Source organism: Pontixanthobacter rizhaonensis (assembly GCF_012972675.1).
Classification (GTDB): domain Bacteria; phylum Pseudomonadota; class Alphaproteobacteria; order Sphingomonadales; family Sphingomonadaceae; genus Pontixanthobacter; species Pontixanthobacter rizhaonensis.
In genome coordinates, this window is sequence record NZ_JABCRE010000002.1 from 213,844 (window position 1) to 227,483 (window position 13,640).

General features: G+C 57.1%; 11 protein-coding genes. All 11 read right to left on the reverse strand.

Annotated features, from left to right (window positions below):
- Nucleotides 1-6: 6 nt before the first annotated feature.
- Nucleotides 7-729 carry an ATP-binding cassette domain-containing protein gene (locus HKD42_RS00905; protein ID WP_170009436.1) on the reverse strand — a complete coding sequence of 241 codons (723 nt, stop codon included), beginning with the start codon at nt 727-729 and terminating at the stop codon, nt 7-9.
- The gene (locus HKD42_RS00910) at nt 726-2,024 is read right to left on the reverse strand and encodes an efflux RND transporter periplasmic adaptor subunit (protein ID WP_170009438.1); all 1,299 of its coding nucleotides are present in this window, start codon (nt 2,022-2,024) and stop codon (nt 726-728) included. The genes HKD42_RS00905 and HKD42_RS00910 overlap by 4 nt, the downstream gene beginning before the upstream one ends.
- Nucleotides 2,021-3,472, reverse strand: coding sequence for an efflux transporter outer membrane subunit (locus HKD42_RS00915; protein ID WP_170009440.1), 1,452 nt, complete (start codon nt 3,470-3,472; stop codon nt 2,021-2,023). The genes HKD42_RS00910 and HKD42_RS00915 overlap by 4 nt, the downstream gene beginning before the upstream one ends.
- Nucleotides 3,473-3,583: 111 nt before the next feature.
- Nucleotides 3,584-5,350, reverse strand: a complete 1,767-nt coding sequence (locus HKD42_RS13250; RefSeq protein ID WP_246236607.1) for a methyl-accepting chemotaxis protein — start codon at nt 5,348-5,350, stop codon at nt 3,584-3,586.
- Nucleotides 5,347-6,879: a putative bifunctional diguanylate cyclase/phosphodiesterase gene (locus tag HKD42_RS00925; RefSeq protein WP_246236609.1), complete on the reverse strand. Its 1,533-nt coding sequence runs from the start codon at nt 6,877-6,879 to the stop codon at nt 5,347-5,349. Before HKD42_RS00925 ends, HKD42_RS13250 begins: the two co-directional genes overlap by 4 nt.
- Before the next feature lie 81 nt (nt 6,880-6,960).
- A complete protein-coding gene (locus HKD42_RS00930; RefSeq protein ID WP_170009442.1) occupies nt 6,961-7,836 on the reverse strand; it encodes a CheR family methyltransferase in 876 nt (291 codons plus the stop codon).
- Nucleotides 7,827-8,951: a chemotaxis-specific protein-glutamate methyltransferase CheB gene (gene cheB / locus HKD42_RS00935; RefSeq protein WP_246236611.1), complete on the reverse strand. Its 1,125-nt coding sequence runs from the start codon at nt 8,949-8,951 to the stop codon at nt 7,827-7,829. The genes HKD42_RS00930 and cheB overlap by 10 nt, the downstream gene beginning before the upstream one ends.
- A 10-nt stretch (nt 8,952-8,961) precedes the next feature.
- Nucleotides 8,962-9,327: a response regulator gene (locus HKD42_RS00940; RefSeq protein ID WP_170009444.1), complete on the reverse strand. Its 366-nt coding sequence runs from the start codon at nt 9,325-9,327 to the stop codon at nt 8,962-8,964.
- Nucleotides 9,328-9,382: 55 nt separating this feature from the next.
- Nucleotides 9,383-9,814: a chemotaxis protein CheW gene (locus tag HKD42_RS00945; RefSeq protein WP_170009446.1), complete on the reverse strand. Its 432-nt coding sequence runs from the start codon at nt 9,812-9,814 to the stop codon at nt 9,383-9,385.
- The gene (locus HKD42_RS00950; RefSeq protein WP_170009448.1) at nt 9,811-12,204 is read right to left on the reverse strand and encodes a chemotaxis protein CheA; all 2,394 of its coding nucleotides are present in this window, start codon (nt 12,202-12,204) and stop codon (nt 9,811-9,813) included. The genes HKD42_RS00945 and HKD42_RS00950 overlap by 4 nt, the downstream gene beginning before the upstream one ends.
- Before the next feature lie 58 nt (nt 12,205-12,262).
- Complete coding sequence (locus HKD42_RS00955) at nt 12,263-13,600, reverse strand: MATE family efflux transporter (RefSeq protein WP_170009450.1); 1,338 nt, start codon at nt 13,598-13,600, stop codon at nt 12,263-12,265.
- Nucleotides 13,601-13,640: the final 40 nt, after the last annotated feature.

Below are 13,640 nucleotides of genomic sequence, written 5' to 3' on the forward strand. Positions count from 1 at the left end.
CAAACATCAGCCGCTCGCCTCGGTTATCTGTGCCGATCTGGTGCCGCTCTCGATCCGTTCAACGACACCATCGCGGAACCGCACAATGGTTTTGGCGAAGGCCGCCATTTCTTCTTCATGCGTGACCATGAGAACGGTAATCCCGGACTGGTTCAGCTCGGTGAGCAATTCCATGATTTCAATCGAGCGTTCGCTATCGAGATTGCCGGTTGGTTCATCGGCCAGCAGCACATCGGGCTGTGTCACCAACGCGCGGGCAATGGCAACCCGCTGCTGCTGGCCGCCGGACAGTTCCGCCGGTGTATGGCCAGCCCAAGGGACTAGCCCGACCATATCCAGCGCGCGCAGACCAGCTTTGCGCCGTTCAGCCTTGCTTTCGCCGCGATACAGCAGCGGCAGCTCCACATTTTCAAGCGCGGTGGTACGGGCGAGCAAATTGAAGCCCTGAAACACAAAACCAAGGTAACGCCGCCGCAGCAGACTTCTCTGATCGCGGGTAAGCGATTGCACTTCCGTGCCGCGAAACCGGAAAATACCCGAGGTCGGGATATCTAGGCAGCCCAAGATGTTCATCGTGGTCGATTTGCCCGAACCCGATGGCCCCATGACCGCGACGAAATCGCCGCGTTCAATCGACATGTCGACGCCTTTCAACGCCTGAAACGCCGCATCGCCGCTGCCGAAGGTCTTCGTTATGCCTTCCAGCTGGATGAGCGGATCGCTGCTCACTCGCCGGCCGCTTTCACGCCGGTAATAACCGCCATTCCTTTTTTGAGATCAGCCGATTTTACCACCGTGAGGCGGCCATCACTTTGCCCGGTGGTCACTTGGATCGGTTCAGTCGTGCCATCGTCTTTCAGAATATAGACCGTCTGCCGGCTACCTGCGCCGATACTGGCTTGCTGCTCTCCGCGTTCCAGCCCGACTTGGACGTTGAGCGGCCCTCCGCCGCCGCCTTCATCTTCGTCATCCGGTTTAAACCGCAGTGCTCCATTGGGCACCAGCATTTGTACGCCGGTACTCTCTGTTGCGACGGTCGCCGTTGCGGTCATACCGGGGCGCAGCAGCCCGTCACCATTGGCAACCGACAATCTGGCTTCATAGCTGACAACAGAGTTGGCCACCGCTGCAGCGGAGCCGCCCTCGGCGGAGGTCGTGTTGGAAGCCAGATCGATCCGGTCAACCCGCGCCGGGAAACGTTGCCCCGGATAAGCATCAACGGTGAAGCTGGCTTTCTGGCCGGGGGCAATCTGCCCCACATCAGCCTCGTCAATCGCAACGCGCAATTGCATGACCGAGAGATCTTCGGCGAGTATGAACAGGGTGGGTGTGTTAAATGCGGCCGCCACGGTTTGTCCCGGTTCAACCCGCCGGGCGAGCACGACACCGGATACAGGGCTGCGGATTACCGCGCGGCTGCGCTGCACATTGTTGCTCGACAATGTGGCCTCGGCTGCGCGCACATTGGCGCGTGCGGCAGCCACGGCAGCTTTATCGCGGGCGACGGAAGCCTCGGCCTGTTCCAGCTCAACGCGGGAGGGCACTTTCCCATCCGACAGGCGGTAGACCTCGCGGAAACGGTTGAGCTGCGCTTGGTTGACGTTCAGCCCGGCCGCGGCCTGCGCCACTTGCGCCTTGGCGGCGTTCAGATTGGCGCGGGCTTGGGCAATTTGATCGTCAATAATCTCTGTATTGACCACCGCCAAAATTTGGCCGCGAGTCACGCGGTCATTCACATCGGCGCGAATATCATCGATCCGGCCAGAGATTTCCGAACCCACCTCAACTTGGTTGGTCGGCCGCAAATTACCGGTGGCTGACACTGTGAGATCAAGCGACTTTTCAGTCACGTCTTGAGTGATATATTCCGGACCATCATCACCGCCGCTGCACCGAGAGATGGCGAGCACGAGCACGATCAGGATCAGCGCAGGCACCCAATATTTGGCCCATCGCCGCCAACGGGGGCGTTCTTTCTCACCGAGAAATTCCTCGACGCTCTGCTGCGAGGTGTCTTCGGTCATGGCGTATTTCCTTCAGCCGGTGGAGTTTGAGGGGTAGGGGTGCCGGTTTCTGTCCAGCCCCCGCCCAATGCCTGGGTTAAGCGGACAAATGCACTGGCGCGCTGCGCTTGGGCGGCGGCGAGTGCATTGCGCGCTGACAGCAATTGGTTCTCGCTGGTCAGCAGAAACTGGAAATCAATCAGTCCGGCCTGATATTGGCTGCGCGCGAGTATGGCGGCATTGCCCGCCGCCTCTTGTGCCTGTGCCAGAATTGCCACCCGTTCACGCGATGCGTCTAAATCGACTGCAGAGCTTTCCACGTCTTCAAGCGCGCGCAAGATAGTTTGCTGCCACGCGGCGAGCGAGATTTGCGCGGTTGCTTCTGCACTGTCTATTTGAGAGCGCGCTTGCCCGCCATCAAAGATCAGCTGGCCCACGCTGGCAAAGAGATTTCCCGTAATGACGTCGAATAAATTGCCGATCCCGCGAGAGGAGGAACCCAGATTTCCGGTTAGCCGGACCATTGGCAGCAATTGCGCGCGTGCGATATTGATCCGTGCGCTGTTCGCCAGCAGAGCGCTTTCCGCGCCGCGCACATCAGGGCGGCGGCGTAGGACTTCGGCAGGGGCCGAAAAACCGACTGTCATCGGCGGTGCCGGGATAGCTGCTTCTTGCCGTAACAGCGACAGTACCCGGCCAGGCGGCTCCCCGATCAATGTCGAGATAGCGTTCGCGGTCGATGCGAGGTCGCTCTCAAAAGCGGGGATACTCGCTGCCGTTTGGGCTTGCTGGACGCGTGCTTGTTCTACATCAAGGCTAGAGACAAGACCGGCTTGATTGCGCCATTCAGCGATTTGCAAATTTTCGTTCTGATTGGCCAGAGTATCGCGGGCAATGGCTAGCTGAACCGCGGTAGACCGCGCCGCAATGGTGGACAGGGCCACATTGCCAATGACCAATCGCTGGACATCACCCAGTGAATATCCCGCAGCGGCCAAATCAGCGCGTGACGCGGTCACAGAATTGCTGATTTGACCGAACAGATCGGCTTCCCAGCTGGCATCCAGACCGCCGGAAAACAGAACATCCGTATTGGCGAAATCACCGACATCACGCCGGGCACCGCCGGTTGCAGACAGTTGTGGCAGACGGCGCGCTTGCGCACCTTTCAATCCCGCACGGGCTTGCGCTAACCGGCCGGCAGCTTGTGCAATATCCAAATTCTGCTGAACGGCTTGATCGACAAATTCTGACAGAAGGGGATCGCCCAGCAATTGCCAATACTGGTCAATATCGGTTTCAATCGGCACCGTTTCGGTGGCCCAAGATTGCGGGACGGCTATTCCCGAAACGGCAGGCTCTACATTGGTCAGACCAGTGGCACAGCCGCTCAGCGCCGCAGCCGAAGCGGCGCAAAAAAGGCACCGTTTGGCCAAACTTGCCCGCGCAGTAATTGCCGTAACGCCCATGTGTCCCCGACTCCTCTTGGCATGGCTATGCGTGAGAAGATCAGAAATTCAAAGCGATACTGCCAACCATTCGACAGACGGCAATCGGCAGCGGACTACCGGCGTGGCAAGTTAACCCCGCACGCCCACCAAGAAGTCAGAAACCTGGTTGCGTAGTGTGGCGGCTTGCCCTTCCAGATCAGTCGCGGAGTTGAGCACTTGTGAAGCCGCTGCTCCGGTCGCGAGTGACGCTTCACGGACGCTGGACACGCTGGCAGACACTTCATCGCTGCTGCGTGCGGCAAGATCAATGCTCCGCGCCAGATCTTGGCCGGCAACAGATTGCTGGTCGACTGCGGAGGCGATGGAAATAGCCGTGGATTCAAGCTGCGATACTTGTTCGCCAATGTTGCGTAGAGCGCTAACGCTGTTGGTGGTTGAGCTTTGCATAGCGCGGATTTGTTCCGCGACTTCTTCGGTCGCGCGGCTGGTTTGTGCGGCCAGCTCTTTGACTTCCGAAGCAACCACCGCGAACCCGCGGCCTGCTTCGCCGCCCCGTGCTGCCTCGATAGAGGCATTGAGGGCAAGCAGATTGGTGCGCTTGGCGATGGAGTGGATCAGCTCGACAATATTGCCGACTTGCTCTGCGGAAACCGACAGTGCCGAGATAGTTTCATCGGCTTCGCCCGCGGACTGCGAGGCCTGTCGGGCAAGCTCTGCAGAAGAGGCCGCCTGACGGCTGATTTCGCCAATAGACATGGCAAATTCATCGCTGGCGGTTGCAGCAGCGGTAACGCCGGTGGACGCATCGCCCATGGCACGTGACACCACATCTGCTTGCCGGGATGAACCATCTGCGGCATCCGCCATTTCGCCGGCTGTCGATTTAAGCTGCGAAGAAGCTGCGGCAACGCTGCCAACGATGTCGCCGACAGTGCGCTCGAACCGATCGGCCATGGCGCGCATCGTATCCCGCTGCTTATTCTGTAGTTCCTCGCGTTCATCTGCATGGCGGATAAGGCGGGCATTGGCGGCTTTGAATACATCGAGTGCGCGAACCATGTCACCAATCTCATCGGTGCGGTGGCCTCCTTCGATTTCAAAATCGGCCTTGCCGACGGCGAGCTTGTTCATTGCGCCGTTTATTTCGGTTATTTTGCCGATCAGGTCGCTATGCAGAAAGCGAAGGCCCAAGGCTGTGACCACGATTGCCAGCGCAGCAATGGCAAGTACAAACGTGACCAAGTTGAGGAAATACGCCATTCCTGACTTTTCCAACTTGGTGGAACGGGCCGCCAGATCCAGCTGGAGGCTGTCGGTCTGTTTATACAGCGCGTCGCCAGTTGCTGCCAATTCGTAAGCGAGCCGCGTTGTGTCATCGCTTCGGCCAGTCGTTGCCAGGCTGTCCTTCACTCTGGCAAAAGCAGTGCGGTAACTTTCCAGTTGGCTGGTAAGGGCGCCAACAGCGGGCGCCAGTGCGGGTTGATGGACCGTCACTATCTCACGGATGTGCGTGATCTTTTTTTCCGCTTCGGCGAAGTTCTCTGTCATCCCCGCACTCGCAGATGTCTCTCCGGCGAGGGTATAGCGCAGGGCTTGATAGCGCATCTCGCCAGCGGTGTTGCGCAGGTCTGCGGCGTCGGTCACAGTGTGGGTCAAAGCGCTGTTGGTTTGATACTTGTTATAGACGTTGAGCATGCCGACCCCGGCGACCAGCGCAAGGATGATCCCAACGGCAAAGAATGAACCAAAAACCGCTATGAGTTTGGATTTGACCGGCAGGTTTTGGAACCAATGCACCAGTGCAAATCTTCCTTTTGCCTGCGTGTGACCCTGCCGTTTCTCGCTTTCGGCAAGTTCGGTTTCGATCTCTGCGACGATTGTGTCCATCACGCTCATGATGCGGCCTTTTTGGGTAGTGAAACTGTCGGAGAATTGACGCTTGCGGGTGTCAGATGTTGCGAAATCTGATCTGCCGGCATGGCTTTAAAATACAGCCAGCCTTGGATCTGATCACAGCCTGCGGCCCTGACCAAATCGGCTTGGGCTTCGGTTTCTACACCCTCGGCAGTCACGTCCATTTTCAGTGCTTGGGCCATTGAAATGCTGGACAGCATCATGGCGCGCGACCCCTCATCATCAGCGGACCCAACAATTAGCGACCGGTCCAGTTTGAGCTTCTCAAAGCGGAACTGACGCAGGAAGCCGATTGATGCATAGCCGGTGCCGAAATCATCCAGCACCACATTGACGCCGAAGCCGCGGATCACATCAAGGCTCCGCTCTGCAACTATTGGATCAAGGACCAGGCAGGTCTCGGTAATTTCCAGCTCAAGAAGTTCTGGCGCGAAGCCCGTATCTTCCAGAATTTGGCCCAGTTGGATCGGAAATTCAGGATCACGGAGCTGGGCAGCTGAGATATTGACCGACAATTTGATGCCGTTCCAATCCAGTGCATCTTGGCAAGACTGGCGCAGAACGAACAAACCAATCGCGTGGATCAATCCCGATTCCTCGGCCACCGGAATAAAGATGCTTGGCCCGACCATTTTTCCATCAGGCCGCGCCCACCGGATTAACGATTCCACTGCGACAACTTTGCGCGTTTGGGCATCTACCAAGGGTTGGTAGTTGACCCGAAATTCATTGTTACGAAGCGCAGAACGGAGCTCTTCATCCAGTTTCCGGATAGCTTCAAGGTTGCGATCAAATTCGGCCATGAACCACGTGCAACGCATTTTGCCCCCACCCTTGGAGGCATACATGGCGACATCGGCCCGGCGGAGCAATTCGGAACTGCTGAGGTCTTGCTGCCCACTGCTGTGGGCGAGGCCAACGCTGGCCCCGATCGCAATACGGCGATCGTCAATTTCAATGGGATGACGCAACCGTTCGAGCAAACGGCGGCAAACCCCCTCCAACAGGGTGTTGGATAACGGCCCTGCCATGAAGATAGCGAACTCATCGCCGCCAAGCCGGAAATACTGGGCTTCATCACCGCAAATTTCGCGCAAAAGGCGGGACACTTGTTTGATAAGCTCGTCGCCGATGGCGTGGCCGTACAGATCATTGACCATCTTGAAGCCATCAAGATCGATGAGTGCGACTGCGATTTCACCGTGCTTAGCGGTGATTTTGTGGATATTCTTGTGCATTGCACGGCGGTTAGGCAACTGGCTGAGGCTGTCGGTCAGACCCAGATTTTCCAGTCTGGCAACGCTTGAAAGCCCGACTTTACACAGCAAGGCCACGGCGGCGGCATAGATCGAGATGCAACCGATCAAAAGGGATGCTGCCGGCGCCGATGTCAGGTTGCCGTTCCACACAATTGTGCCAATGACACCGGCGAAGATCAGTGTCAGCACGATCAGCGGCGCGATAACCAGCATTGCGGGGGCCATGATGAGCTTGCGCCACGAATTTTGCATTGAAAAGCCCCCCTTCTGTTTGCGGTTTACCTAGGCAATCAGCGGTAACTGTGGGGGACTAAGGAAGGGTTAATTTCGGGTTTACCCGCGTCGCCGTACGAAGGGCGTTGAAGGGTCTGCAATATGCATGGTGTCCGCCGCTGAGGAACGGATGAAAAGCCCTTGATTGCCGGCAGTGGGCCGGAAAATATCGGTCCGCCCGACGGTTGTTTCACCTGCGCCAAGCATCAGCCAGCCATCGTCGCACATTTGTTCTGCGAGCCGGTCGAAAGCCTGCATCCGCGCCCTTGGGCCAAAATACAAAAGGACGTTGCGGCACAGTACCAGATCAAACCGTTGGATAGAGGTTGACGGCTCCAATATGCTCTTTTGTTTGAACCGGATCATCCGCTTTAGCTTATCAGATGCCTGCCAGCCGCGATCTGTTTCTTTAAAATGGCTGATCATCTGGCCGACGCCAAGACCGCGTTGGATTTCAAACTGCGTATACACGCCCTGCTGCGCAGCTTTTACCGCCTGTTCGGAAATATCAGTTCCAACGATGTCGATATTCCAGCCATCCCATTTGTTGGGCTGGCCGGCAAATATCATTGCAAGCGAAAGGGCTTCCTGACCGGTTGAACACCCGGCTGACCAAATGGATAAACGCTTCGACCGGGCCCTTTTCTCAGCCAATGCGGGAAGTATGCGGCGGTCGAGCAGTTCAAACACAGAACGGTCGCGGTAGAAGTACGTCTCGTTATTGAGTAGCGCCTCGACTACTTGCTGCGCCAGCGAGCCAGATGCCGGATCTGCGAGCAAGCAGACCAGTTGATCAACATTGGAAATTCCATGTTCGCGAAAGACGCCAGCCAGCGCCGTTCCGATCCGCCATTGGCGATTGCGGGTCAGTTGCTGGCCAGTCCGCGCTTCGAGCAGATCGGCGATGATGCGGAAGGAGACTTCGCTTACTTCCATGCCGCCGCTCCCGCAGTGGACATAATCGCCAGCGCCAGGTCGGCTGGCGGTAATATGGCAGAGGCAAGGCCCTGCTCAGCCACCGCGCGGGGCATACCCCACACAGCAGAACTGTCTTGGTCTTGCGCCAAAATCGTGCCGCCTGTCCGGCCAAGCTTTTCTGCGCCAATTGCACCGTCGCGGCCCATGCCGGACAAGATGACCGCGATGGCTTTACCAGCGGTTGCTGCGGCGAGCGATTCCAGCATAGGATCGACCGAGGGCATACATCCGCTAGGCGCTTTCCCGTCAATGATTTTGACAACCAGATTGGATCCGCGTTTTTCGACCGTCAAATGGCCGCCGCCTGGCGCAATATAGACTGTCCTGGGCTGTATGATCATGCCATTTTCGGCGACAACCGCTGTGCGGCTTGCGGCGAGTTCCAATTGCTTGGCGAAAACCTGCATGAAAGAGCCGGGCAAATGCTGTGTCACAAGAATGGGCAAATCAAACTGCCGGGGCAATTTGGCCAACATCGCGCACATCGCATGGATGCCGCCCGTAGAAGCACCGATCGCCAAGACTTCTGGTTTTTCCTTCGCCAGATTCTCGCGCCGTGGTTTGATGTTCGGCGTGCCAGCCGACTCTGAGCGATCATTGCCGCGCGACTGCGAATGGCCAAGCGCACGGATTTTTTCGACCAATCGGTTGTTGTAATCAGCACCGAATTCACCTGCGCGCGGTTTCGCCAGCGTGTCTGCAGCACCCATAGAGAGCGCTTGCAGCGTATGTTCTGCGCCATCTTCCGTCAGGCTGGATACCACCAGAACTTGCGCCTTGGGCGCGCTGGTCAGTATTTTTGGCAGCGCATCTAGCCCGCCCATTCCGGGCATTTCCAAGTCAAGCAGGATTACATCGACTTCGATCTTAGCCAGTTCTTTCAGGGCGAGTTCCGCGCTGCTAGATTTGCTGACGACTTCTAGATCAGGTTGTTGACCGATTATCCGCGCCAATACTGTGCGGATAATAAGGGAGTCGTCCACCACCATCACACGGGTTTGCCGGGCATGCGCGCTGATACTGGATGCGCTGCCTTTGGATTTGGCTAGTGGGAGGATGGAGGAGCTGCCCATCGTGCAGCAATCACACCATTCCGACCAGTTGCAGCTTTATCTGGAGGGTCTCGTGGTCAAACGGTTTCATCACATACTCATCGGCACCGGCGCTAATGGCTTCGCGGATATGGGCCATATCGTTTTCAGTGGTACAAAAGATAACTTTCGGAACATTACCGCCCGGCAAAGTTCGTAATTTGGCGACAAATTCAATGCCGGTCATAACCGGCATGTTCCAATCGAGCAGGACAACGTCTGGCATTGCTGCTTTGCAGTGATCAATGCCTAGCTGGCCGTCTTCCGCTTCTTCGACAGCGAAATCCAGCGATTCCAGAATATGACGTGATACGCGGCGAATTACCCGTGAATCGTCAACGATTAGGCAGCTTTTCATTTCCGGCGATCCCCTCTTATCTTGGTTTCGATAAAGTAAAGCAGTAACCAAGTGATTAAGCCGCCTTCAGCGACCGCTTGAGGACGAGCTCTGCTGGATCAATCAGCAAAACCGGCCCGGTGTCAGTTTCAACCATGCCTTTTGCGACGCCTGCCCATGCAGCACCGTAGCCGCCGGCGATTGGGGTACATTCAGATGATGTCTCCACGACATCTTCGACATTGTCGACCAGCAGCGCGTAGAGATGGCCGTCGATATTGATAACCGGGCAACGTTCAGCGTTTTGGGATGCGGATGGTAGCCCCAGCGCAACGCTGGAATCTATCACCGTCATGGTCTGGCTGCGCATGGCGGTGAGGCCTGCAACATAGGCTGGCGCGCCAGGCACAGGATAAATGGCTTCCAGCTCAATCACCGATTCTACATCCGGCGCGGCGATTGCTGCGCGCTTTCCATCAATCGTAACAAGGACGACCAGCCCGCTCATGATGCAATCTCCAATTGGGCTTGGTGCAGTGCCTGAAGCAATGCTGCACGATCATAGCGGTAGATGCCGTTACCGGGGTCGCCCGCTTTATCGATGTCCGAGTGGACGTGAAGAACCTTGCCGGATGGATTGGGCGCGGCGTCCGGCGCGCCATCTGTGACAATGGATATGTCCGCATTATGCGCATCGTGCGTGCTGACCGTGTATCCTGCCGCAGTAATCAACGGGGCCAGTATACGCTGTGCCCAATCGTCATTTTCGGGCAAAGCGCAGGTCAATTTCCGCATATGCGGACTATCGGTTCCAAATCTGGCAAAAAGAGAAAAGCCATCGACCACTGGGACAGCTTTGCCATCTAGCAAAGCGATCCCTTCAATAGATGCGTCTGTATCATGCGGCGCAAGATCTTCGGTTGTGTCAATACTCTGACCAAGCTGTTTGACTGGATAGCCAATCTCGTTCTCTCCATCTGACAGGCGGAGCAGCTTGACTCGTCCATCGGGGACAGTCGCGCCATCGATACCGGCAAGGGGGATGATCGCGTCATTGATGACAGCCTGGCTGCGGTCCCCTTCTGTCGAAATCGTCTCGCTGGCGATTTCTTCGATGCGCGTCACCAAATTCATGGCGATGGCACGTTGGCGGTCATGCAGATCGACAAATGTCATGAATGTCCGCTTGGCGATATCCGCTTGGGCGGTTTCGTCAGGCTCGTTTTGCACCGCGCGAATTTGGTTCACGGACAGCAGATCGTGCATTGTGGCAATCGCCGGAATATCCAACATCAATATTGGCTGACCATCATCGCGCAGGGTGCTGCCGCCATAAAGCTTCGCTTCCATCACCGCCGGGGCCAAAGGCTTGATAACGAGATCTTCCTGATCGTGAATTTGATCGACCGCCAGAGTGAAAGTCTCACCGCCGCTAAGCTTGATCATGATCAGGCGTTGATCGGTACCGGCGCGGCGGTTTGTCAGGCCAAGCACATTGCCCAACGTCAAACAGGGGATGCGGCTGCCACGAAATGTGACCAGATCTGCTTCACCTACTTGAGACAGGAAAATAGCGGCCGATTTCCCATGCGCAATCTCTGCCACATAGGAATGCGGTATCGCAAAAGATTGCTCCCCCACACTAACAGTCAGCGCGGATATGATGCTGAGAGTGAGCGGCAAATTCATGATGAATGTCGTGCCTTGACCCGCTGCGGAGCGTACTTCGATAGTGCCGCCTATCTTCTCGATATTGGACCGGACGACATCCATGCCCACGCCGCGGCCCGATATGCCGCTGACGGTGTCGGCGGTGGAGAGGCCGGCTTCAAAGATAAGGTTGATAACGGCGTGTTCGGACATGGCGTCAAGCTCTGCCGCGCTCAACAAGCCGGAGCTAAGCGCCTTCTGTTTGATTTTGGCGATGTCCAAGCCGCCGCCATCATCGGAAAGCGCGATAGCGATTTTGTTGCCCGACTGGCGCGAGGCCACCGTAATCCGGCCCGTTGCAGACTTACCCGCAGCAAGGCGGGCCTGGGATGGTTCTATCCCGTGGTCGACTGCATTGCGGATCAAGTGGGTGATCGGATCGCGGATCATCTCGATCATCTCGCGGTCGAGTTCAACCGTACCGCCTTCGACCTCGATGGTGACATTTTTGTTGAGCTCTGCCGATAGATCGCGGACCAAGCGCGGAAGGCCGTGATACAAATGCTCGATACGCTGCATCCGCATACGGGTAATCGCCTCGCGGACGTCGGTCAGAATGCCCGATAACCGGTCAAACGGGCCCTCTAGAGCTGGCTCGCTGCCCGTTTCGCGCAAACGGCGGGCAAGATCATTTCGGGCCAGAACCATGTCGGAAACACCGCTCATAACCCGGTCCAGCAGTTCCACTGGCAGCCGAATGGTCCGCGGTGCAGCGGGGGCGTTTGGCTGTGATTGGACAGGGGAAGGGGACTGGACAGGGGAAGGGGATTGAACGGGAGTAGGGGTTTCAACGAACGTGTCGTTCAGATCCAAGCCCGCACCATCGCCGCCAATGGCAGCAATCAGCGCGTCATCATTGCCTTCTGGATCGGGTGTTCCGGCCTCGATTGCGTCATTTATTATAGCGATCCGGTCGATGATCGCGAGTACCGCAGAAACCAGCGGTTTGTCTGCCTCACGCCATCCCGCCCGCACATCTGCCAGGGCGCTTTCGGCTGCATGGCTTAAAGCTTCAAGCCGTGGAAAATCGAAGAAGCCGCAATTGCCTTTGACGGTGTGCACAAAACGGAAAATGGAATCGAGGCGTGCGCGATCAGCGGGGTCTTGCTCCCAGCTTATCAGCTCGCTCGTAATGGCTTCGAGCATTTCCCGCGTTTCCGCGATGAAATCCGTAAGCAGATCATCCATCCGTACAATCCCCGGCAGTGTTAGCCGCCGGTTATGAAGGATGATGGTTAACGAAGTGTCACTGCCTGCGTTTCAAAACGCGCCAGACAACAAGCAGGGCAACCGTGCCGCCAATCACGTTCGCGGCCAGTTCGGCGGTGTAGATCGCGCTTGCTCCCCAACCGGGAAGGAGTAGCCACGCAACTGGCATCATGATCAGAAACACTCTGGCACAGCTTTGGACCAGAGCGGAGCGGGCTTTGTCGACCGCGTTGAGCGCACCATTGCTGACGATGAGTACGCCATATCCTGCATAGCCCCACGCCGCGATGGACAGATAGGCGGCGAATTCACGGATGACAGCGGGGTCTTCGGTGAAGAAATCGGCGAACCATTCACCTGCGGCAAATAGAATAATCGCCAGCACCAAACCGTAAGCGAACGAGAAACCGCCAGCCCATAGCATGGCTTCTCGGGAACGTTCGGGTTTATCCGCTCCCCAGTTTTGGCCAACAATCGCGCCGATTGCCCCCGATAATGCGAGTAACGGAACGACGGCGAAACTCTGTAACCGTCCGGCAGCACCAAATCCGGCGACGACGGCCTGACTTTGGGATGCGGCCAGCGCGGTCAGAACAGACAGACCGATCGGGTTGATTGCGTTGGAAAATGCGGCTGGCCCGGCAACGCTGGCGACAGCTTTAAGCGACGGGCCCACTTCGCATTCGCGCACTTTGGCGAGGCTGAAGGGAAGTGCCGTCGTACTGAGCATCCAGAAGCCGAAAACAACGGCAATGATCCACCCGATAATTGTTGCATAGGCTGCGCCAGCCACACCGTAGCCTTCAAAGCCGAATGCGCCGGTAATCAGGATCGGATCCAGCACCCAGTTGGCAGCTGCATAGGTAATCGAGACATACGATGTCTTTTTCGCCTCCCCCTGACCGCGCAAGACCCCGTTGAGGCCCATGATCAGCATCAATAGCGGGAAGCCCAAGGCATAGGGTGTCATATAAGCTTTGATTAGTGGCAGCTGGGTTTCATCCGCTTGCATCAGCCCGAACAGCGGATCGAGCAGCAGATATAGAGCGGCGGCCATGATCAGGCCCAAGCTGGCGGCAAGCGCAATTCCGAAATTGCCCCGGCGTCCTGCGCGGTCCCGGTCGCCTTCACCCAATGCGCGCGCAACCACTGAATTAATGCCGACAGAAATGCCAACACCCAGACTGGAAAGCGCCACGCTGATCGGGAAGATAAAGGCTATTGCGGCCAGTTCTGCGCTGCCCAATTGACCGATGAAGTAGGAATCGACCAGCCCGATGGACATAATCGCCGCCACGCCAATCATCATCGGAATTGCTTGTGTAACCAAGTGCCCGCGAACGCTTCCGCGGGTTAATTTCGCATCTTGGCTCATCACCGGGGCGATAGCGGGGTGGCATGGATCGGGGAAGCCA